We start from the raw sequence: 20479 nt of genomic DNA, 5'->3' as shown, positions 1-20479 counted from the left end.
CTAAACTTAATCCAGCGAAAACTCATGTAATACTTGCTGGGAATCACCCAAGATTATCCTGTTTAAGTTGTTATCAATTTAGCTAATTCACAACTTGCAAGCAAGATTGAATAAAACCATAAAATCAGTTGTTTGTTGGCTTGAATATAAGCTTTTAAACTATGATATGGCTGCTATTCATCATGATAAAATATCCAGCAAGAATTACAGCATAAAAACAGCTAAGTATAAAATACAAATAATCTAAAACCGCTTTTATTCACAGCTAATCAAAGAATGCGTATAGCCTGGATTGGAAAAAAAACGCCCTTTTGCGGCAATGTCACTTACAGTCGAGAAATTACCAATGCTTTGCTAGACAGGGGACATCAAGTTAGCTTTCTTCACTTTGCCCAAGAAGAATCTCAACCCCAAAACTGGCCTAATTGTCAAGAAGTTTCCTTACCATTTATTTACAAGTCTCAAGTTTATACTATTCCCACTTTTAAAGCGACTAAGGTTTTAACTGAGTCGTTGCGAGAAATCAAGCCAGATATAGTTCATGCTTCTTTAACTCTATCGACGCTAGATTTTGTTTTACCAGAAATTTGCCAAGAATTAAACTTGCCTCTAGTGGCTACTTTCCACACTCCATTTGCTGGTAAAGGGGCAAAATTAATATCCGGCACACAAATTTTAGCTTATCAGCTATACGCGCCTTTTTTAGATCACTATGATCGGGTAATTATTTTTTCCCAAATTCAAAGGGAATTATTAGCACGTATGGGAGTCAGGGAAGAAAAACTGGCTGTGATTCCCAACGGTGTTGATACTGTTAAGTATTCTCCAGGTATTTCTAAAATCAAAGCAGAGTTTGGTGCCGAACGTTTATTTGTGTATCAAGGACGTATCGCACCAGAAAAAAATGTTGAACCCCTGCTACGTGCTTGGAAGCAGTCGGATATGGGAGTCAATAGTAAATTATTGATTGTGGGTGATGGCCCGTTAAAACCTTCCTTAGAGCCATTTTATGGGCAGGAAGATGGCATCATCTGGTTAGGATTTATCGCAGATGAAAATCGGCGTATTGAAATTTTAAGGGGTGCTGATGTATTTGTTTTGCCCTCTTTGGTAGAGGGTTTGTCTTTATCTCTGTTGGAGGCTATGTCCTGTGGTCTAGCTTGTTTAGCTACAGATGTAGGCGCAGATGGGGAAGTACTGGAAAAGGGTGCAGGTGTCATTATTAGCACGAAAACAGTGCGATCGCAACTCAGAACTCTTTTACCACTGTTCCAAGATCATCCAGAGTTAACAACTTTATTAGGACAAAAAGCGAGAAATAGAGTATTGGAGCGTTATACCCTCAGCGATAATATTACCCGTTTAGAAGAACTTTATACTAAAATCTTAGCACAGCAACCTTTAACAATCAGTTGGGGTACTTAAAAAGAAAAACTTTTCAATCTCTTCCTTCCTAAAAACTGAAGGCATTTCAATTAATTACCCTGCTAAATAGATTAGTAAGTGCATTTACTCTAAATTAGACTAATAGCAAGACGGTGTAATATCATAACTGGTTAAATACTGATTATCAAGGCAGCAAAGGGAGAAAATTTTCCGATTGTTGCACAGACAACATAATCATAACTAATCAGCCGTAGTGTACTCGTGACATTTTTACAAAAATGAATTATAAAGTTAATGAATTATGCTGATACAAATATTCATTAAGTAGGTCATACTGCATCATGAAAATAATGCTAATGGGATATTATGGTTATAGAAATATAGGTGATGATCTATTCGTCAAACATTTAACTAATTTTTTTAGCAAAAGAGAAGCAGTTGAAAAAGTATTTTTAATTTGCAATGACAACTATTATCAAATCAGCAGCAAAAAGATTGCTCTATTTAGTCATTTCCAATTATCAAAAATCAAAAGATTATTTCTTTTATAGCAAAGTGACTGTGTAGCTTGGGGAGGAGGAACCTTAGACTTAAAAAGTGTACCCAAGAATTTATCAACTCTGCAAACTTTAGCTAAATTATTAGGTAAGCGTTTTTGTTTTCTAGGCATAGGCTTAGAAAGTATGAATGCAGGAGAAAAGCAGGATGTAACTAATTTTTTCAAACAAGCAGATTTGTTATATGTTAGAGACAATAATTCCTATGAATTGGTAAACGAAAAGCTGAAATTTACTAATTCTTTTTGTCTTGGTGGTGACTTAGCATTCTTAGATTTAAGTTATTATGAAGAATTTATTCAGCTAAATAAAACTGCAAATTCTTTAAAGAATATATCTTTCTCTGGTAAACATTGGTGGGGTGATAGTAGAGCCGAATTTTATGCCCAGCAGTTAATACCACTAATTGAAAAATACAATTCTGTAATCCATTTACTACCCGGACATATGGGTAGTGAACAGAATGATAATAAATTCCATGAATTACTGAAAAAATATGGCTCTTCATTACCTATTATGCCAAATTATTAGCAGTAGGCATAAAATACTATTAAAAAACATATTAAAAACTGACTAAAAGTCTTACAGGTATTGACATATGAACAATATATATTGTTAAGTATAAATACAATTAACCGTATTTTTAGATAAAGTTAGAGTTATGACTGGCAAAAGAGATATTAAAATTCTCACAGAGCTTCTTGATTTAGATGATGTAAAAGTCATATCACATCGTCTTCATAGTGGGATTGGAATGATTTTACAAACCGAATCAAAAAAGTCATATGGTACTTGCCCCAACTGTGGCACAAAAAGCCATAAATTACATCAAAACCATCACCACATTATTAAAGACTTACCTTTTGGAGAAAAGCCAGTATTTTTAGAAATTAATAGACGACAGTTCAAATGTGCTGTATGTAAAAAACCGTTTAGCGAAGACCTAGATTTTGTCAGAAAAAAAAGGACTTTTACAAAGCGACTGGCACATAAGACAATACAAGAAGTTTTAGAGAATGATATTCATAGTGTAGCGTCAAAAGGTATAGTGACAACGGAAGAAATAGAACGGATGCTAAAAGATGCATCCGAAACATTACCCAATTTAAAACCTCTGAACTTAAAAAGACTTGGACTTGATGAAATAGCTCTGATTAAAGGCAAAGGTAATTACTGTGCAGTCTTAATAGATTTAGATACATCTCAACTAATTACTATATTAAATGGACGTACGCAAGAAATAATCAAGAAAACTCTTATGGAATGGGGATTTGAGGTTTTAGAACAAATAGAAGAAGTCAGTATAGATTTGTGGCAAGGCTATAAAAATTTAGTCATAGAATTAATGCCAAATGCCCAGGTAGTAGCAGATAGATTTCATGTAATGGCACAGATAAATAAAGAACTAGATACACAAAGAAAAAAAGAAAAACGCAGCGTAGAAGAGTTAATTAAAAAAGCAAATTCAGCAGAAGAAAAATCTAAATATGAACAAATATTATCAGGTCTGAAAAATAGTAAATATCCCTTACTTAAGAATGAAGAGAATTTAAATGAGGAGCAATTACACAAACTTATTCAAGTTCAAAATGTATCCCCTGTATTGAAAGTAATGCATGAACTGAAAGAGAAAATTAGAACGATTTTTAATAATACTCGTGATTGGTATACGGGAGTCTTTAAACTGGGTATGTGGCTATCAAAAGCTAAAAAATATTTCCCAAATAGTAACAATACTATTATTCGTTGGTTTGATGAAATTATTGCTTACTTTGATAACCGAACAACTAGTGGTACTGTAGAAGGAATTAATAACAAACTTAAGCTGATCAAACGTTCTAGTTATGGGTTTAGAAACTTTGACAATTTCCGAGTTAGATGTTTACTTAATTGGCATCTATATTATTAGTTTAGCATAGCAACTACTGAAGAGCCAAAAATATTTACCTGTCGGAAATTGCCAAATACATTCATGGGATAAACCAGAAGATTTTTTGCAAATTCTGAGTCAAATGGATTTTCACTTTGGCAATCGTCTTCATTCCATAATACTAGCAGATATATTAGGAGTTCCTAATATAGGAATCTCCCCGTATCCTTCCAAAATCAGTAACTATATTAATAAAACAGAAATGTTATCTAGAGAAAGAATAGCAGATTTTATGGAGCTATTAACTATAGAACGTATCGAAAAAATATTTCAAGAATACAAAAGACCAGAAGACTTTATTATCAACGAATCAAAAACATCTCAAGAAGGTCTAGAAAGAATTTTTCATATATAAGAGCAAATACCCCGCTGATCATGAGTGAGGTATTTGTCATTTCTAGACCCTAGCCATTAGTTGATAGGTTCATTTGTGTCTTCCCCTTGCACCTATAAACCTATTTCCGTTTTCCAGACGCTTTCGCGGCTTTCGCAGCTTTTTTTGCAGCTTTTTCAGCTTCTATAGCTGCTAACTTAGCTTGTTCTTTCTCTTCAGCAATTTTGTTGAGATAGTAATGGTAATCTCCCAAATAAACGCGGAATTCACCATCACGAATTTCGACAATTTTGTTAGCTACCTGAGAGATAAAATAACGGTCATGAGATACTACAATCGCTGTCCCATCATAGTTTTGCAGGGCTTCTTCCATCATTTCCTTTGCAGGAATATCTAAGTGGTTTGTTGGCTCATCTAGAATAAGTAAATTTGCTGGACGTAATAGCATTTTTGCTAATGCTAACCGAGCTTTTTCTCCTCCACTTAATGCCCCAACTTTCTTAAATACGGTATCACCAGTAAATAAAAATCTTCCCAACAGCGTGCGAACTTCTTCGTTTGTCCAGTCGGGAACTTCATCATGGATAGTTTCCATGACGGTTTTATTTAAATCTAATGCTTCAGCTTGGTTTTGTTCAAAGTAACCAGGAATAACGTTGTGATCACCTAATTTAACGATTCCTTCTGTGGGTGGTTCTGCACCCATAATAAGTTTTAACAGCGTGGATTTTCCTGCACCGTTGGGGCCGAGAAAGGCAATTCTATCTCCTCTTTCAATTAGAAGATTTGCTGCCAAAAATAAAATTTTATCCCCATAAACATGGGTTAAATCTTTAATCTCTACTACTTCCCGTCCGCTGCGAGGTGCGGGAGGAAATCGGAAATGTAAAGTTCTCACACCGGCAATAGGTGCTTCGATGCGTTCAATTTTATCTAGTTGTTTTTCCCTACTTTTGGCTTGGGTACTGCGGGTTGCACTAGCGCGGAATCTATCTACAAAGGTTTGCTGTTTTTCTATTTCTTTCTGCTGACGTTCAAAGGCACTCAGTTGTGCTGATTGATTTTCAGCTTTTTGTTGCAGGTAAGAAGAGTAATTACCGAGATAAGTGGAAGAAACACCGCGTTCAGTTTCCACTATTTGGGTGCAGAGACGATCAAGGAACTCCCGGTCATGGGAAACTATGACCATTGGTGTAATCAGCCCTCTGAGGTAATTTTCTAACCATTCGATGGTTTCTAAGTCTAGGTGGTTTGTCGGTTCATCCAGCAGTAATAAGTCTGGCTTTTGCAACAGGATTTTACCTAAACTCATTCGCATTTGCCAACCACCAGAGAAAGCGCTCACTAAGCGATCGCTATCTTCAACCTGAAAACCCATTTCTGGTAAGATTTTACCAATGCGTGCATCTAAGTTATAACCATCCAACGCTTCAAACTGTCTCTGCAAGCGATCCAACTTGTGGATTAGTTCATCCAATTCCTCTGGATTAGCTGTTTCCATCTCTTGCGGTACATGAGCTAAAGCCATCTGGACATTGTTGGCTTCTTGGAACACAGTCCAAAATTCTTCTCTAACTGTACGGGTAGGATCTACCTCAAATTCTTGATTAAGATAAGCTATGTGTAAGCTGTTAGGACGAATGATTTCGCCGCTAGTGGGTTCCATTTCCCCAGAGATGATTTTCAGTTGAGTCGATTTTCCCGCACCATTAACGCCTACTAAGCCAATGCGATCGCCTGGTTTGACTTCCCAGTTGATATCTTTAAGAACTTCGCCTGTAGGATAAATTTTACTAATATGTTCAAGTCGCAGCATGAAATGTCTCTCTAGTAGGGGATAGGTGGTTGGGGGAAAGCTAAGGCCGTATTGTATTTAATCTTAACAAAATTTAACTACAAATTTACATACCAGATTCCTCTTAATTCCTGAAAATCGAGAGAAAATTTTTGGTTGTTATTAATCATACAGCAGAATTCAGCAGTTCAAAAATCAAACAAGCTGTTTCTCAGACGTTTAACCCAGATTCTGTATTCCATAATATTGTCAGCATTCAGCATATAGCAGTCAGAAACCGGAGAAAACTCGATGAGTCGGTAACAATGGACGCTCTTATTCAGGCTTATGGTTTATTAAAATTAATTATCCTCAATATTGAACTTTAACAAAACATAATTTATCCTATTTTATGATTGATTCTTGTGAGTTTAGCAATTATTACTACCCTCATGTCATAACAATTATTAGCTATTTTTTACAGGATAAAACTATGCATAAATACTTGGTTCTGTAAAAAAATAGAATATCAAATTATTACTCAATTAAATTATTGACTATTTTCACCAGTTACTACATTCACAACCTAAGTTTAATTGAAATTTAACTTTTATTCGTGATATTCAAGGGTAATTTACCTTAAAATCCTATAAAAAGACTCACAAACAGTTTAACTTAAAATAGCTAACGTATAAGTTATTTTTCGATTAAAAATGCAATTAAACACCAGAATTCTTTGGTGTTGATATAAGGTTAGCAACAATAATTAACATGACAAATGAAGAGAAATACACCTGTATTGTCTCTAACAAGGTTGACATTTTGTCGCCATTTAAAGAATCATCTTAGGGAACCCGGATAGTCTGTTGAGAGGAAACTATGCACACAGTTATTCTAGTCCTGGTTGAGGTGCTAATTGTGATTGGAATGTCACGGTTAGTAGGATTGGCATTTCGATCAATTAAGCAGCCATTGGTAATTGGTGAGATTGTGGCCGGAATTATGCTCGGCCCATCTTTATTCGGTTTAATTGCTCCCCATGCAGCAGCTACCCTGTTTCCACCAGAAACCATTCCTTTTCTGAATGTTTTATCTCAGATAGGACTGATATTTTTTATGTTTTTGATTGGTTTGGAGCTAAATCCAAAATATCTCAGGGGTAACTTAAAAGCTGCTGTTCTGATTTCCAATATCAGCATTATTGTTCCTTTTTCTCTGGCAGCGATTTTATCGTTGCTGCTTTATCCTCTAGTCGCCAACGGATCTGTTTCATTTGCTGCTTTTGCTTTATTTTTAGGGGCAGCTATGTCGATTACAGCTTTTCCTGTATTGGCACGAATTATTACTGAAAACAATTTACAGCAAACACGTTTGGGGACATTAGCCTTAACTTGTGCCGCAGTTGATGATGTGACAGCCTGGTGTATTTTGGCAGTAGCGATCGCAGTTGCTCGTAATGGTAGCATCGATCAAAAAGCTATTCTCACTATTCTGACCAGCTTAATCTACATAGTCTTCATGTTCACGGTTGGGCGTTGGTTTCTTAAACGCCTTAGTACCCATTACAGCCGTGTTAGACGTTTGAGCCAATTTATTGTGGCTTTAATTTATATGGGAGTTGTAGCTTCTGCTCTCATTACTGAATTTATCGGTATTCACCTAATTTTTGGGGCATTTTTATTAGGAGCAGTAATGCCCAAAAATGCAGAATTAGTGAGAGAATTAGCGATCAAAACTGAAGATTTTGTCTTAATATTTCTGCTACCTGTGTTTTTTGCATACAGCGGTTTACGGACACAAATAGGTTTAATCAACCGTCCTGAATTGTGGCTATTATGCGGATTAATTTTAGGAGTAGCAATTTTAGGTAAATATAGTGGTACTTATATAGCTGCTCGCCTCAGTGGTATTAATAAACGAGAAGCATCAGCCCTCGGTTGGTTAATGAATACTCGCGGTTTAACAGAATTAATTGTTTTGAATATTGGTTTAGAGTTGGGTGTAATTTCGCCATTGCTATTTACCATGCTGGTAGTGATGGCTTTGGTAACAACATTTATGACATCCCCGTTACTAGAATGGACATATCCAAAACGCTTAATCAAATTAGACGTAGTAGAACCAAAACTAGAACAGAAAATACAAACAGAAGTGACAGAAAGTATTGAATCTTTCGTTACCCCCTACCGCATTTTAGTACCCGTAGCTAACCCTACAACTCAAAAAGGTTTAGTACAGTTAGCAGTAGCATTAGCTCTCAATTATCGACAGCCAGCGGTGATCAATCCTCTCAGCCTCATTGAGTTAGAAGAAAATTATGGTTTTGAAAGTACCCCAACTGAAGCTAACCGATTAATTTCCGAGCGTCGTCATCAGTTAGAAGAATTAATTGATACTTTAGAACCGCCAATCATCAGAGCATATATACATCCCATTGTTCGCATATCGAGCAACGTTGCTAGAGAAACAGCACAAATAGCCAAAATTGAACAACTTGATTTAATTCTTGTCGGATGGCATCGTCCTGCTTTTAGTAACAATCGTTTAGGTGGTAGAGTTGGGCAAATTCTGACTAGCGCACCAGTAGATGTAGCTGTATTTATAGATCGGGGAAGCGATCGCTTAGAAAGTTTGCTAGTTCCCTACTCTGCAAATATCCACGATGATTTAGCCCTCATACTAGCCCTCAGACTGCTAATTAACCGTGATACTTGCATATTGCAGATTTTACAAGTTTTAACCGGAAATCAAAGCCAAGATGAATTGAGTTATGAACTGCACTCGATGATTGAGCAATTACCAGCTAGTGTAAGCGATCGCATAGAAATAAAAACCGTTGCCTCTCCTGAACCAATGCAAGCTGTAGTTGCAGCTTCAGAAAATGTTGATTTAACTATTGCTGGCACTAGTCGCGCTTGGGGAATTGAAAAACAAACTCTAGGACGCTACACAGATGAACTAGCAATAAAATGCCGTTCTTCACTACTCATCACCCGTCGCTATAGTCAAGTTACCTCTCATCTCAGTTCCCTAATACCAGAAGTTAACACCAAAGAAATAATTCGTAATTAAGTTAAGTCGGCACGATCAAACATTTTACATCTGACGCACTCTACTAATATGCTGTTCCAAAAGCCTGAACTAAGTAATTATCGTTGATTCATATCATCTTCAATTTGTATAGTGTGCAATTTCTAAAATTTACCGCTTTACCCCAAACAGATCAAATACCAAGTTAAATAGCCACTAAAACATGAAAAATCAACTCAGAACTCCATCATATCTTTTCAGAATTAGCTTATTTAGCCTATCCGCAGCAACTATCCTAAATACTGGCATTAGCCTCGCTGCATCACTAGCCAAACTAAATAAATGGCAATTGAACCCCAAAACACAGCAACTAGAAATCATACTTTCATCAGCCACAACACCTGAGTATTTCTATCTTCCTCAACCCCCGCGTTTAGTAGTAGATTTGCCTAATACCCAATTAGGCAATGTTGACAACCAAAAAAACTATACTGGTGGAAAAATTCAAAAAATTCGCGTTTCCCAATTCAGCCCTAATATCACACGCATAGTCATAGATTTAGAACCAGGAAGTTTTGTCGATACCAACCAAGTAAAACTTCAGTCTAATTCCCCAAAAAACCCCACTCGCTGGGTATTAAGCCCCACTATCCTTCATAATAGCACTTCTTCACAATCACCCTTTCCACTTTTCCCAACTAATCAGCTATCTCCTCCCCCTTTAAACACTCTCCCACCACCATCTACCAACTTACCCCTAAACCAGCAACCCTTTGTAATTGTACCGCCCCCCAATTCTCGCCAATCCAACTTAATTATTCTCCCAGCTAATTCTTCCGAGAATAACAACATCATTACAGTCCCTAATTCTTTACCCAATATTCCTAATCCAGAAAACTATTTAGATCAAGTTCCCAATATTCCCATAATTGAGTTTGGTCAACCACTTCCTATACAAAAATAATAGATTCATGATTGCACTGGGTAATGGGGAATGGGAAACATAGCCACCCATTCCCCAAAAACTAAAACTAAAATCTTTCTGTATCCTGAGGTTGGCCAACTGCCCCTGGTTGAGATAAGAAGAAATTTTGAGCAGATTCATTTTGGTATATACACCTAATATCAGGCTTTTCACTGTCTAAGCTACCTGTAAAGCCAAAAGTATTGAGGCGATTTTTACATTCCCTTACCTGATCTGATGATACGAGTTTTTTATTTTCTAAAATTGCCCAGTTATTTTGGCGGATCACGCATCCAGGACGTATATTCGGCTGGGCTACATAGACATTAAAGGGATTAAGAGTTACAAATAATCTGGCATCCATCACCATCGCACTGGCTCCATACTGCACACAAATTTCAGGGTTTGGTGCTTTAGTATCAATAAACTCACGAGAAGCCACATTAGATGGACTCAACGTGCTTGTAGAACTAAAAGCAATCCCAATACCAATTCCCAAAATCAACACCCCTCCCAAAATTGCAATAGTAGTGAAGTTAAATAAAGGGGATTGGAAAGCAGGGGGTTTAGAAGTAGTAGCTGATCTACCAGTAGATTTACGTCTCATTTTTGCTTGTTCACCTTCACTCAAAATTGGCAGAGAGTGGATTTTTCTCTACCTCATTCAGTATGACGATTTTTAAGATAAATAGTCTCCTTTTTACAATCTAATTCTGATAACTCTTGTCGAGTGAGTATTTTGCCCGCCCAAATTAATGGTTCCAGAAACAAAGTTTTCCAAAGTTTATCTCCCACCTAGTCAACAAAACGATAATCTGACTGCATAGTGGAGAAAAATTCAGTAATGACCCAGCCTTCTAATATTCGTCAACTTTTAACTGATGCCAAACTAGGACTACTACCTTATCTAGACAACCGCCTCAATGAGATAGAACAGTCTTGGCAGCAACTAGAAAATCTGCATTTAGAGCCTTATGATATTGAACTGGGAGAATGCAACACCATAGCAGCAAACGAACCCAGACCTTTAATTACCCAGTCAGTTTCCCTTAGATGCTTTATCACTGGTAGTCGTCAAGATAAATTAGAACTTTTACTTTTAGCATCCGAATTACAAAATTCCCTAGACGCAACCATATTTGAATGGAGTAACCGTGAGTGGTATCAGTTTGAAAAACCGTTGAGGCGACCAGTAACACAGATTACAGGTGGTTTAGATTACGAAGTGATAGAAAACCCTACTCACTCTTGCCGTTTGGCTATCTATCGAGAATTTGACTTAATTTACACTATCAGCTTTTGAAGCATGGACGGGCGGGGTTGCCCCGCCCCTAGTGATTAACTAGCTAACAGAGTTTTTTCCAGAGGTGTCCAACGGAAATAGCGATCGCCACCCCGTTCAATCACCACCTTAACCCGTGGTTCCAACTTAGGCAAATTAGCTAAATACTCCACTTCCTGATTAGAAAGAATATGTCCCTCAATAATCCACAGCAATAGACCCTTAGATTTAGGTGGAAGCTGTTCTAACTGATAGCTAATCATTGGCGGTAAATAATAAACCTCACCCACAGCTGCACCACTACCAGTGCTTTTTTTACCTAGATGGGGAGGTCTAACTCCATGAACTCTCGTCAAATAAGCCGCAACATCCCCTAGTCCCCTCGCAGTAATGTGAAGGTTCATATAGCCAGCTGCCCGCAATCGACGGCGATACCGACCTTCATAGCCCCCTTCCAAAGGAACATACACACCCAGAGCGCCAAATTTCTCCAAATCGCGCATTAAACCGTTGCCAGTGGTAATTAGTGCCATAGATTTTCGTCTTATCCCACTCAGATATCTCTATTATTGACCCTTTGATGGTAGATTAAGTTAGATTAAGTCACATAATTCAGCATTCAGCAAAATTTGGTCATCAAGGGTAGACAAGTTTTTACTTTCTCGCCTTTATTCATCCCTCAAAGAAAATCTACCTGTAGATTGCTGGACAAAAATAAATCAATGATTTATATTATTAGATTGTGACCAAACAGTAAAATTAGATAGTTTTTCTATTTAGCACTTTTAGACTAGTATAAGCATCAAAATTTGATGACTTTGATTTCCCAGAGAATAATCTAGTGTAAATGCATAAGAGACTGCTAAACTAAAAAAGCTTTGAGGTCAAACTTAGGAGCGATCGGCTAAAAAACCAAAGCCAAATCAAAGCTCCAGACCACTTTCACTCCCGCAGCCCCTAAAACAAGGCAAATCCTCAAACAATAGTTTAAGGTATTTAAAGAAGTAGAACCTGAGCAATAATGTTGGTTTTATGGCATTATATTAAGTCTGAGGAAACGGATACTGAGTGGAAAAACCCGCTTAAGTCCTACTACAAACGGAGAGTGCCAGAGCAATTGCTTGGACGAAAGCATTGCTGCACAAAGCGCAAAGCCATCACGTCTTGCATTGATTCCAGAAGTAATGCCTTCCCATTGGGAAAGTAATTATGGCTGTTCTGGAGAACAAGTGAGTGAATATAAACCTATTCACTAAAACAGTAGAGACACAATTTATTGCGTCAAAAAAACTTGGACTGGCGCTTAGACAGTGCAAATTGTGGAGGCTAACTTCCTCCTAAAAAAAACGACGTTTACGAATCTTGTCTCAAGCAAATCCGATTTTAAGGTCAGCAACTAGAAAGGAGAACCAGTTACTGTGTCTGTAGGTATTCTCGGCACCAAGCTGGGCATGACCCAAATATTTGACGATGCAGGAAGAGCTATTCCTGTAACCGTCATTCAAGCCGGGCCATGCACTGTCACGCAAGTTAAAACGAAACAGACCGACGGTTACGCTGCCATTCAAGTTGGTTATGGCGAAGTGAAACCCAAGGCGTTAAATAGACCACTGCTAGGCCACCTAGCTAAATCATCCGCCCCAGCATTGCGGCACTTGAACGAGTATCGCACTGATGCCTCCGGCGATTATGCTTTAGGTCAAGAACTTAAAGCAGATATTTTTAGTGCAGGTCAAATTGTAGATGTGATCGGTACAAGTATCGGTCGCGGTTTTGCAGGCAACCAGAAGCGTAATAACTTCGGTCGCGGTCCCATGTCCCATGGTTCCAAAAACCACAGAGCGCCAGGTTCCATCGGTGCTGGTACAACTCCTGGTCGTGTTTATCCCGGTAAACGGATGGCAGGGCGTTTAGGCGGCACTCGTGTCACAATTCGCAAACTAACCGTAGTGCGAGTAGATGCAGAACGCAACTTAATTCTCATCAAAGGTGCTATTCCTGGTAAACCAGGAGCCTTAGTGAATGTTGTACCTACAAATAAAGTTGGTAATAAATAGTTTTAGTTGTGAGTTGACAACTGACAACTGACAAAGGACACAAAGATGGTTGAGAGTGTAGTAAAAAATTGGCAAGGAGAGCAAGTTGGGGAAACAACCTTTGACTTGCGAGTTGCCAAAGCAGAAACAGCGGCTCATATAGTACACCGCGCATTGGTCAGACAAATGACCAATTCTCGCCAAGGAACTGCCAGCACCAAAACTCGTTCTGAAGTCAGAGGTGGTGGTCGCAAACCTTGGAGACAGAAAGGCACAGGTCGCGCTCGTGCAGGTTCTATTCGTTCACCCCTATGGCGTGGTGGTGGTGTAATCTTTGGACCTAAACCCAGAGATTTCAACCTGAAACTGAACCGTAAAGAACGGCGTTTGGCACTGCGGACTGCCTTCGTAAGTCGCGCCGAAGATTTGATAGTTGTAGAAGAATTTAGCAACGAACTACAACGCCCCAAAACCAAAGAATTGGTAGCAGCATTAGCTCGTTGGGGAGCATTACCAGAACAAAAGTCATTGTTGATTTTGTCTGAGATAGCAGAAAACGTACTTTTGTCAGCCCGCAATATAGAGAATTTAAAGCTAATTGCTGCTGACCAACTAAATGTTTACGATTTACTGCACGCTGACAAAATTATCTTAACATCAGCAGCTTTAGAAAAAATTCAGGAGGTCTACAGTGCCTAACTTTGACCCCCGTAACCTTGCCGACTTAGTACGTCGTCCAATTCTCACCGAAAAGGCGACCATCATGATGGAGCAAAACAAATACACTTTTGAAGTAACTCCAAAATCGAGCAAGCCAGAAATTAAAGCGGCAATCGAAGACTTATTTCAAGTCAAGGTTGTTAAAGTTAACACCGCATTGCCACCACGCAAACAGCGCCGCGTTGGTAAATTTATCGGTTACAGACCTCAATACAAAAGAGCTGTTGTCACCATTGCATCTGGGGATGTAGAGAAAATTAGACAAGTTCTATTCCCAGAAGTTTAAGAATTTTAGGTTTTAGATTTTAGATTTTAAATTGGGCTAGTCAATAAATTGCCAAAAAACAATTAAAAATCGAAAATCGAAATCAAACAAATTCTGAATCAAAAATCGAAAATCCGAAATCCAAAATTACTTATGGGTACTCGTTCTTATCGCCCTTATACCCCTAGTACTCGCCAAGTTATAGTTTCTGACTTCGCGGAAATTACTAAAACTGAGCCAGAAAAATCATTAACTGAATCAGTACACCGTCCCAAAGGTCGGAATAATCAAGGGCGGATAACCAGCCGTCGTCGGGGAGGCGGCCACAAACAACTTTATCGGATTATTGACTTTAAGCGAGATAAACGGGATATTCCCGCTACAGTCACAGCAATTGAATACGATCCTAACCGGAATGCGCGAATAGCCCTGTTGCTATATGAAGATGGCGAAAAGCGTTATATTCTGCATCCCAATGGATTAAAAGTTGGAACAACAATTATTGCTGGTATTGATGCTCCCTTTGAAGATGGTAATGCCTTACCTCTATTCAAAATTCCCTTGGGTACTAGTGTTCACAACGTTGAAATGACCCCAGGTAAAGGCGGTCAAATCGTTCGTGCTGCTGGTGCAGAAGCGCAAGTTGTAGCAAAAGAAGGTAATTATGTAACTCTCAAGTTGCCTTCCGGTGAAGTTCGCCTAATTCGTCGTGACTGCTATGCCACCATTGGTAAAGTAGGCAACACCGATGCAAGAAACCTGAGTGCTGGTAAAGCAGGACGTAATCGTTGGAAGGGTCGCCGTCCAAAGGTTAGAGGTAGCGTCATGAACCCGGTTGACCACCCACATGGTGGTGGTGAAGGTAGAGCGCCCATTGGTAGAGCCGGTCCTGTAACACCTTGGGGTAAACCTACTCTAGGTGCAAAGACACGGAAACGTAAAAAAGCAAGTAGCAAGCTAATTGTACGTCGCCGTCGGAAATCTTCTAAACGCGGTCGTGGTGGTCGCCAGTCCTAGAATTTTAGATTTTAAATTTTGGATTTTAGATTAGCTCTACTTGTAGGCATCCTTCTGAAATTGGGGAAACCTAATGAGAAACTTAATTATCCAAAATCCGAAATTCTAAATCCAAAATCAAAAATTCAAAATCAAAAATCGAACTATGGGTCGTTCTCTAAAAAAAGGTCCTTTCGTTGCGGATCACTTACTCAGCAAAATTGAAAAGCTGAACGCTAAAAACGAAAAGCAAGTCATTAAAACTTGGTCGAGAGCATCGACAATTTTGCCCATGATGGTAGGTCATACCATAGCTGTTCATAACGGTAGACAGCACGTTCCCGTATTTGTCAATGAGCAAATGGTAGGTCACAAATTGGGAGAATTTGCCCCCACACGTACCTACAGGGGTCATGGAAAAAGTGACAAAAAATCAGGGAGATAGCCAGTAGTCATGAGTCAGTAGTCATTAGTCATTAACAACTGACAACTGACAACTAACAACTGACAAATGACAAAGATGGAGAAAATTATGGCAACTGATACTACAGAAGTTAAAGCGATCGCCCGGTTTATACGCATTTCTCCCTTTAAAGTGCGTCGTGTACTCGATCAAATTCGGGGGCGTTCATATCGAGAAGCCCTGATTATCCTAGAATTCATGCCCTATCGAGCTTGTGAACCAGTATTAAAGGTGCTAAGAAGTGCCGCTGCAAATGCTGAACATAACGAAGGTTTAGATCGGGCAGAACTAGTAATCACTCAGGCATACGCCGATCAAGGCCCAGTTCTGAAACGGTTCCAACCCAGAGCGCAGGGTCGAGCTTACCAAATTCGCAAGCCAACGTGTCATATAACTGTCGCTGTTGGTGCTGGTACCACAGGCAAATAAGCAAAAGAAAGACACAACTAATTGCGTACAGTAAGAAATTTTAGAGGAAGCATTTGTGGGACAGAAAATTCATCCAGTCGGTTTTCGTCTGGGTATTACTCAAGAACATCAATCCCGGTGGTTTGCCGTTCCTGACCGTTATCCAGAACTATTACAAGAAGACCACAAACTTCGGAAATACATAGAACAAAAACTGGGTAGATACGCTCAAAACAATGCCGGCATTTCCGAAGTACGCATTGAGCGCAAAGCTGATCAAATCGACCTAGAGGTACGGACAGCCAGACCAGGTGTGGTAGTAGGTCGGGGTGGACAAGGTATTGAATCACTGCGTACCGGACTCCAAGACCTATTGGGTAGCAACCGTCAAATTCGCATTAACGTAGTTGAAGTTCAAAGAGTTGATGCCGATGCCTACTTGATAGCCGAATATATCGCTCAACAATTAGAACGCCGTGTTTCCTTCCGTCGGGTAGTTCGCCAAGCTATTCAACGCGCTCAAAGAGCAGGTGTTCAAGGTATTAAGGTTCAAGTTGGTGGTCGGCTCAACGGTGCAGAAATTGCCCGGACAGAGTGGACACGTGAAGGTAGAGTACCTCTACATACACTACGGGCTGACATTGACTATTCTTACTGCACAGCGCAAACGATTTACGGCATTTTGGGGATCAAAGTTTGGGTATTTAAGGGAGAAATTATTCCTGGACAGGAAGAAACCCCAGCCGCGCCCACAACACGCGAACCCCGTCGCCGTCAACAACAACGTCGTCGCCAGCAATTTGAAGACAGATCAAATGAAGGGTAAGAGGTCATGGGTGATAGGTAGTAGGAAATACAAAACTAATTACCAATTACCAATTACCGATTACTGATTACCAGTTACCAATTAGTAAGTCATGTTAAGTCCTAGAAGAACTAAATTCCGCAAACAACAACGCGGACGCATGGAGGGGCTGGCTACCCGTGGTAGTACTCTCAACTTTGGGGATTTCGCCCTCCAGGCTCAAGAACCTGCTTGGATAACCTCTCGGCAAATTGAAGCTTCTCGTCGAGCAATGACTCGTTATATCCGCCGGGGTGGCAAAATCTGGATTCGGATTTTTCCAGATAAACCTGTCACCATGCGTCCTGCTGAAACCCGGATGGGTTCTGGTAAAGGTAACCCAGAGTTTTGGGTAGCCGTAGTCAAACCAGGACGGATTTTATTTGAAATCGCTGGTGTTACCGAAGAAATAGCTCGTGAAGCTATGCGATTGGCTGCATATAAGTTGCCAATCAAAACTAAGTTTATTGTTCGCTCTCAACCACAGGAGCAGGAGTAGGTTATGCCTCTTCCCAAAATTTCAGAAGCTAGAGAATTAAGTGACGAGAAACTGGCTGAGGAAGTTCTCTCTACTAAAAGACAACTATTTCAGTTGCGCTTGCAAAAAGCTACTAGACAACTAGAAAAACCTCACCAGTTCAGACACGCCCGCCATCGCCTAGCCCAACTGTTGACAGTAGAGGGAGAACGCAAACGGGCCATAAGTCAATCGTCCCAGCAAGAAAAGTAAGAGATTATGGCAGTCAAAGAACGAGTTGGCTTGGTAGTGAGCGATAAAATGCAAAAAACTGTCGTAGTAGCCGTAGAGAACCGCGCTCCTCACCCCAAGTACGGCAAAATCGTAGTTAGAACCCAGCGCTATAAGGTTCACGATGAAGATAATCATTGTAAAGTGGGCGATCGCGTTCGCATTCAGGAAACTAGACCCCTGAGTAAAACCAAGCGCTGGCAGGTCACAGAAGTCCTCAATACCAAAGCTACAACTTAAATAGTTGTTATAAAACTAACAACTTCACAAGGGAGACCAATTGTGATTCAACCCCAGACTTATCTGAATGTCGCAGATAATAGCGGTGCCAAAAAACTAATGTGCATCCGCGTATTAGGTGCAGGTAATCGCCGTTACGGTGGCGTGGGCGATAAAATTATCGCTGTTGTTAAAGAGTCAACACCCAACATGGCTGTCAAAAAGTCTGATGTTGTGGAAGCTGTAATTGTGCGTACTCGTAAAGCTATAAATCGCGATAGCGGTATGTGTATTCGTTTTGACGATAATGCTGCTGTAATCATCAACAAAGATGGTAATCCAAGAGGTACACGGGTTTTTGGCCCAGTAGCACGGGAATTACGCGACAAAAACTTTACCAAAATCGTTTCTTTGGCTCCGGAGGTGCTGTAATGGCAAAGCCACAACCCAAAGTATTTCATAAAATGCACGTCAAAACCGGGGACACTGTACAGGTGATCGCTGGTAAAGACAAAGGTAAAGTTGGTGAGGTGATCAAAGCACTACCCCAACTGAGCAAAGTCCTTGTCAAAGGTGTGAATATTAAAACTAAGCACGTTAAACCTCAGCAAGAAGGAGAATCCGGGCAGATTATCACCCAGGAATTTCCCATTCATAGCTCTAACGTGATGCTCTATTCCACTAAGCAAAACGTTGCTAGTCGCGTTTGCTACACTTTCACCTCTGAGGGCAAGAAAGTGAGAATGCTCAAGAAAACAGGTGAAATACTTGATAAATAACCTGTAATAAGGGTTAGATTTTAGATTTGATATAGATTTAGAAGTTTTTTTTTAATTCAAAATCCAAAATCTAAAATCCAAAATCTCCAATTCCCTGACCAAGACCAGGGATAATAAGGACAAAAAATATGGCGACAACCAGACTCAAAAACTTATACCAAGAGACAATTGTTCCCAAACTCATTAATCAGTTTCAATACACCAACGTACATCAAGTACCGAAGGTAGTAAAAATAACTATTAACCGAGGTTTGGGAGAAGCTGCCCAAAATGCTAAGTCATTAGAAGCTTCTTTAAACGAAATTGCACTGATCACTGGTCAAAAACCAGTGGTAACAAGGGCAAAAAAGGCGATCGCTGGCTTCAAAATTCGTCAAGGTATGCCCGTTGGCATTATGGTGACTCTGAGAGGCGAACGGATGTATGCCTTTTTAGATCGACTTGTTAGTCTCTCACTGCCTAGAATTCGCGACTTTCGTGGTATTAGCCCCAAAAGCTTTGACGGACGGGGTAACTACACTCTAGGTGTCAGAGAACAACTAATTTTTCCAGAAGTCGAGTACGACAGCATCGATCAAATCCGTGGTCTTGATATTTCTATCATCACCACAGCCAAAAATGACGAAGAGGGACGTGCCTTACTTAAAGAAATGGGAATGCCCTTTCGCGATCAATAAGTTCATAAGACAGAGGGAACGATGGCGGCTAACGACACAATTGCAGATATGCTGACGCGCATCCGCAATGCTAATCTGGCAAGGCATCAAACTACACAAGTGCCAGCTACGAAAATGACTCGCAATATTGCCAAAGTGCTACGGGACGAAGGTTTTATTGCTGAATTTTCAGAATCAGGTGAAGGGGTACAACAAAATCTGGTGATTGCCCTGAAATATAAGGGTAAAAACCGTCAGCCTCTAATCACTGCATTGAAACGAGTAAGTAAACCAGGTTTGCGTGTTTACTCCAATCGCAAAGAATTACCAAGGGTACTAGGCGGGATCGGGATCGCCGTAATTTCTACATCCAGTGGGATTATGACCGACCGTGAAGCACGTCGTCAGAACTTGGGTGGTGAAGTACTTTGCTACGTTTGGTAAGAAAGTAAGAGTATGGCCTACGCCACGCTGTGCTATCAGAATTTTGAGGAGTTATTGTTAATAACTCGTATCTGATCAAAGGACAAAATTAAGTCATGTCTCGTATTGGTAAACGTCCAATTACTGTTCCCGCCAAAGTACAAGTGGCGATTGATGGCACTAAAGTAGTCGTGAAAGGACCAAAAGGCGAACTTTCTCGCGTTCTACCCGCTAATGTCATCGTCTCCCAAGAAGGGGAAACATTACTAGTAACACGTCGGGATGAAACCCGTACATCTAGGCAACTACACGGTTTAAGCCGTACCCTAGTCGCCAACATGGTTGAGGGAGTATCCCTTGGTTTTCAACGTCGTTTGGAAATTCAAGGTGTGGGCTACCGGGCCCAAGTTCAAGGACGTAACCTAGTTTTGAATATGGGTTACAGCCATCAGGTACAAATTGAGCCACCAGAAGGCATTCAGTTTGCAGTGGAAGGTACTACTAATGTCATAGTCAGTGGCTATGACAAAGAAATTGTAGGTAACACAGCAGCTAAAGTCCGTGGCGTTCGTCCACCAGAACCCTACAAAGGTAAAGGCATTCGCTATGCCGGTGAAGTGGTGAGACGGAAAGCTGGTAAGACTGGTAAGAGTGGTAAGAAGTAA

26 protein-coding genes and 1 pseudogene are annotated in these 20479 nt (G+C 39.9%); 24 read left to right on the top strand and 3 right to left on the bottom strand.

All coding sequences use genetic code 11. The annotated features are described in order from the left end of the window. Window positions 1–276: 276 nt before the first annotated feature. The 4 genes and pseudogenes from AC012T_RS21335 to AC012T_RS21320 all read left to right on the top strand — a co-directional run bounded on the left by AC012T_RS21335 (window position 277) and on the right by AC012T_RS21320 (window position 4228). A complete protein-coding gene (locus AC012T_RS21335; RefSeq protein ID WP_487060688.1) occupies window positions 277–1425 on the top strand; it encodes a glycosyltransferase family 4 protein in 1149 nt (382 codons plus the stop codon). A 578-nt stretch (window positions 1426–2003) separates the two neighbouring features. Beyond that, window positions 2004–2474 (top strand): annotated as a pseudogene (locus tag AC012T_RS21330) (polysaccharide pyruvyl transferase family protein); the annotation flags it as partial. 130 nt (window positions 2475–2604) lie between these two features. Then, window positions 2605–3852 carry an ISL3 family transposase gene (locus AC012T_RS21325; protein ID WP_487059515.1) on the top strand — a complete coding sequence of 416 codons (1248 nt, stop codon included), beginning with the start codon at window positions 2605–2607 and terminating at the stop codon, window positions 3850–3852. A gap of 103 nt (window positions 3853–3955) precedes the next feature. Next, complete coding sequence (locus tag AC012T_RS21320) at window positions 3956–4228, top strand: hypothetical protein (protein ID WP_487060687.1); 273 nt, start codon at window positions 3956–3958, stop codon at window positions 4226–4228. 100 nt (window positions 4229–4328) lie between these two features. On the opposite strand, the gene AC012T_RS21315 is transcribed toward AC012T_RS21320, so the two are convergent. Further along, on the bottom strand, window positions 4329–6023 hold the full coding sequence (locus AC012T_RS21315; RefSeq protein ID WP_487060686.1) for an ABC-F family ATP-binding cassette domain-containing protein: 1695 nt from the start codon (window positions 6021–6023) through the stop codon (window positions 4329–4331). 131 nt (window positions 6024–6154) lie between these two features. Between AC012T_RS21315 and AC012T_RS21310 the strand changes: the two genes are divergently transcribed. From AC012T_RS21310 to AC012T_RS21300, 3 genes are all read left to right on the top strand, one after another. Beyond that, on the top strand, window positions 6155–6370 hold the full coding sequence (locus tag AC012T_RS21310; RefSeq protein WP_487060685.1) for a hypothetical protein: 216 nt from the start codon (window positions 6155–6157) through the stop codon (window positions 6368–6370). A 490-nt stretch (window positions 6371–6860) separates the two neighbouring features. Continuing rightward, complete coding sequence (locus AC012T_RS21305) at window positions 6861–9053, top strand: cation:proton antiporter (protein WP_487060684.1); 2193 nt, start codon at window positions 6861–6863, stop codon at window positions 9051–9053. A gap of 181 nt (window positions 9054–9234) precedes the next feature. Next, window positions 9235–9975 (top strand): AMIN domain-containing protein, encoded by a 741-nt coding sequence (locus AC012T_RS21300; protein ID WP_487060683.1) that lies wholly within the window; start codon window positions 9235–9237, stop codon window positions 9973–9975. A 67-nt stretch (window positions 9976–10042) separates the two neighbouring features. Here AC012T_RS21300 and AC012T_RS21295 read toward each other — a convergent pair whose 3' ends face one another. Next, entirely contained in the window at window positions 10043–10582 is a 540-nt protein-coding gene (locus tag AC012T_RS21295; protein WP_487060682.1) for a DUF3172 domain-containing protein, read from the bottom strand. Between the two features lie 237 nt (window positions 10583–10819). On the opposite strand from AC012T_RS21295, the gene AC012T_RS21290 reads away from it, so the two are divergent. After that, window positions 10820–11278 (top strand): hypothetical protein, encoded by a 459-nt coding sequence (locus tag AC012T_RS21290; protein WP_487060681.1) that lies wholly within the window; start codon window positions 10820–10822, stop codon window positions 11276–11278. Between the two features lie 35 nt (window positions 11279–11313). On the opposite strand, the gene ndhN is transcribed toward AC012T_RS21290, so the two are convergent. After that, window positions 11314–11790, bottom strand: a complete 477-nt coding sequence (gene ndhN / locus AC012T_RS21285; RefSeq protein ID WP_487060680.1) for an NAD(P)H-quinone oxidoreductase subunit N — start codon at window positions 11788–11790, stop codon at window positions 11314–11316. 588 nt (window positions 11791–12378) lie between these two features. Here ndhN and AC012T_RS21280 point away from each other — a divergent pair. The 16 genes from AC012T_RS21280 (at window position 12379) to rplF (ending at window position 20479) form a co-directional block, all read left to right on the top strand. Further along, window positions 12379–12513 (top strand): hypothetical protein, encoded by a 135-nt coding sequence (locus AC012T_RS21280; RefSeq protein ID WP_487060679.1) that lies wholly within the window; start codon window positions 12379–12381, stop codon window positions 12511–12513. Between the two features lie 162 nt (window positions 12514–12675). Then, complete coding sequence (gene rplC, locus AC012T_RS21275; protein WP_487060678.1) at window positions 12676–13314, top strand: 50S ribosomal protein L3; 639 nt, start codon at window positions 12676–12678, stop codon at window positions 13312–13314. Window positions 13315–13359: 45 nt separating this feature from the next. Further along, window positions 13360–13992 carry a 50S ribosomal protein L4 gene (rplD, locus tag AC012T_RS21270; RefSeq protein WP_438892634.1) on the top strand — a complete coding sequence of 211 codons (633 nt, stop codon included), beginning with the start codon at window positions 13360–13362 and terminating at the stop codon, window positions 13990–13992. Then, window positions 13985–14299 carry a 50S ribosomal protein L23 gene (locus AC012T_RS21265; RefSeq protein ID WP_487060677.1) on the top strand — a complete coding sequence of 105 codons (315 nt, stop codon included), beginning with the start codon at window positions 13985–13987 and terminating at the stop codon, window positions 14297–14299. The genes rplD and AC012T_RS21265 overlap by 8 nt, the downstream gene beginning before the upstream one ends. 132 nt (window positions 14300–14431) lie before the next feature. Next, window positions 14432–15295, top strand: a complete 864-nt coding sequence (rplB, locus tag AC012T_RS21260; RefSeq protein WP_487060676.1) for a 50S ribosomal protein L2 — start codon at window positions 14432–14434, stop codon at window positions 15293–15295. A gap of 145 nt (window positions 15296–15440) precedes the next feature. After that, on the top strand, window positions 15441–15719 hold the full coding sequence (rpsS, locus tag AC012T_RS21255) for a 30S ribosomal protein S19 (RefSeq protein WP_200323506.1): 279 nt from the start codon (window positions 15441–15443) through the stop codon (window positions 15717–15719). Between the two features lie 87 nt (window positions 15720–15806). Beyond that, complete coding sequence (gene rplV, locus AC012T_RS21250; protein ID WP_015215916.1) at window positions 15807–16166, top strand: 50S ribosomal protein L22; 360 nt, start codon at window positions 15807–15809, stop codon at window positions 16164–16166. Window positions 16167–16221: 55 nt separating this feature from the next. Continuing rightward, complete coding sequence (rpsC, locus tag AC012T_RS21245) at window positions 16222–16971, top strand: 30S ribosomal protein S3 (protein ID WP_438892631.1); 750 nt, start codon at window positions 16222–16224, stop codon at window positions 16969–16971. 91 nt (window positions 16972–17062) lie between these two features. Further along, entirely contained in the window at window positions 17063–17488 is a 426-nt protein-coding gene (gene rplP, locus AC012T_RS21240; protein WP_323312347.1) for a 50S ribosomal protein L16, read from the top strand. A gap of 3 nt (window positions 17489–17491) precedes the next feature. After that, on the top strand, window positions 17492–17719 hold the full coding sequence (gene rpmC / locus AC012T_RS21235) for a 50S ribosomal protein L29 (protein ID WP_015215919.1): 228 nt from the start codon (window positions 17492–17494) through the stop codon (window positions 17717–17719). Between the two features lie 6 nt (window positions 17720–17725). Next, the gene (gene rpsQ / locus AC012T_RS21230; RefSeq protein ID WP_015215920.1) at window positions 17726–17977 is read left to right on the top strand and encodes a 30S ribosomal protein S17; all 252 of its coding nucleotides are present in this window, start codon (window positions 17726–17728) and stop codon (window positions 17975–17977) included. A gap of 42 nt (window positions 17978–18019) precedes the next feature. Next, on the top strand, window positions 18020–18388 hold the full coding sequence (rplN, locus tag AC012T_RS21225) for a 50S ribosomal protein L14 (protein WP_015215921.1): 369 nt from the start codon (window positions 18020–18022) through the stop codon (window positions 18386–18388). Then, the gene (gene rplX, locus AC012T_RS21220) at window positions 18388–18735 is read left to right on the top strand and encodes a 50S ribosomal protein L24 (RefSeq protein WP_323312345.1); all 348 of its coding nucleotides are present in this window, start codon (window positions 18388–18390) and stop codon (window positions 18733–18735) included. The genes rplN and rplX overlap by 1 nt, the downstream gene beginning before the upstream one ends. Window positions 18736–18863: 128 nt before the next feature. Next, the gene (gene rplE, locus AC012T_RS21215; protein ID WP_487060675.1) at window positions 18864–19412 is read left to right on the top strand and encodes a 50S ribosomal protein L5; all 549 of its coding nucleotides are present in this window, start codon (window positions 18864–18866) and stop codon (window positions 19410–19412) included. A gap of 21 nt (window positions 19413–19433) precedes the next feature. After that, window positions 19434–19835 (top strand): 30S ribosomal protein S8, encoded by a 402-nt coding sequence (gene rpsH, locus AC012T_RS21210; RefSeq protein ID WP_015215924.1) that lies wholly within the window; start codon window positions 19434–19436, stop codon window positions 19833–19835. Window positions 19836–19930: 95 nt separating this feature from the next. After that, window positions 19931–20479, top strand: a complete 549-nt coding sequence (gene rplF, locus AC012T_RS21205) for a 50S ribosomal protein L6 (protein WP_487060674.1) — start codon at window positions 19931–19933, stop codon at window positions 20477–20479.

This window comes from Anabaena sp. EIM26 (assembly GCF_057568715.1).
The sequence above is the reverse complement of the archived record's forward strand: the minus strand, read 5'-3'. Positions and strand labels throughout refer to the sequence as shown.

Coding starts and splice junctions, on each gene's coding strand:
- rplV (WP_015215916.1), top strand. CDS start 15,807: ATGGCAACTGATACTACAGAAGTTAAAGCGATCGCCCGGTTTATACGC.
- AC012T_RS21305 (WP_487060684.1), top strand. CDS start 6,861: ATGCACACAGTTATTCTAGTCCTGGTTGAGGTGCTAATTGTGATTGGA.
- rplB (WP_487060676.1), top strand. CDS start 14,432: ATGGGTACTCGTTCTTATCGCCCTTATACCCCTAGTACTCGCCAAGTT.
- ndhN (WP_487060680.1), bottom strand. CDS start 11,790: ATGGCACTAATTACCACTGGCAACGGTTTAATGCGCGATTTGGAGAAA.
- rpsQ (WP_015215920.1), top strand. CDS start 17,726: ATGGCAGTCAAAGAACGAGTTGGCTTGGTAGTGAGCGATAAAATGCAA.
- rpmC (WP_015215919.1), top strand. CDS start 17,492: ATGCCTCTTCCCAAAATTTCAGAAGCTAGAGAATTAAGTGACGAGAAA.
- AC012T_RS21290 (WP_487060681.1), top strand. CDS start 10,820: ATGACCCAGCCTTCTAATATTCGTCAACTTTTAACTGATGCCAAACTA.
- rpsS (WP_200323506.1), top strand. CDS start 15,441: ATGGGTCGTTCTCTAAAAAAAGGTCCTTTCGTTGCGGATCACTTACTC.
- rplX (WP_323312345.1), top strand. CDS start 18,388: ATGGCAAAGCCACAACCCAAAGTATTTCATAAAATGCACGTCAAAACC.
- rpsH (WP_015215924.1), top strand. CDS start 19,434: ATGGCGGCTAACGACACAATTGCAGATATGCTGACGCGCATCCGCAAT.
- rplE (WP_487060675.1), top strand. CDS start 18,864: ATGGCGACAACCAGACTCAAAAACTTATACCAAGAGACAATTGTTCCC.
- AC012T_RS21295 (WP_487060682.1), bottom strand. CDS start 10,582: ATGAGACGTAAATCTACTGGTAGATCAGCTACTACTTCTAAACCCCCT.
- AC012T_RS21320 (WP_487060687.1), top strand. CDS start 3,956: ATGGATTTTCACTTTGGCAATCGTCTTCATTCCATAATACTAGCAGAT.
- AC012T_RS21325 (WP_487059515.1), top strand. CDS start 2,605: ATGACTGGCAAAAGAGATATTAAAATTCTCACAGAGCTTCTTGATTTA.
- rplF (WP_487060674.1), top strand. CDS start 19,931: ATGTCTCGTATTGGTAAACGTCCAATTACTGTTCCCGCCAAAGTACAA.
- AC012T_RS21335 (WP_487060688.1), top strand. CDS start 277: ATGCGTATAGCCTGGATTGGAAAAAAAACGCCCTTTTGCGGCAATGTC.
- AC012T_RS21315 (WP_487060686.1), bottom strand. CDS start 6,023: ATGCTGCGACTTGAACATATTAGTAAAATTTATCCTACAGGCGAAGTT.
- AC012T_RS21300 (WP_487060683.1), top strand. CDS start 9,235: ATGAAAAATCAACTCAGAACTCCATCATATCTTTTCAGAATTAGCTTA.
- rplP (WP_323312347.1), top strand. CDS start 17,063: ATGTTAAGTCCTAGAAGAACTAAATTCCGCAAACAACAACGCGGACGC.
- rplD (WP_438892634.1), top strand. CDS start 13,360: ATGGTTGAGAGTGTAGTAAAAAATTGGCAAGGAGAGCAAGTTGGGGAA.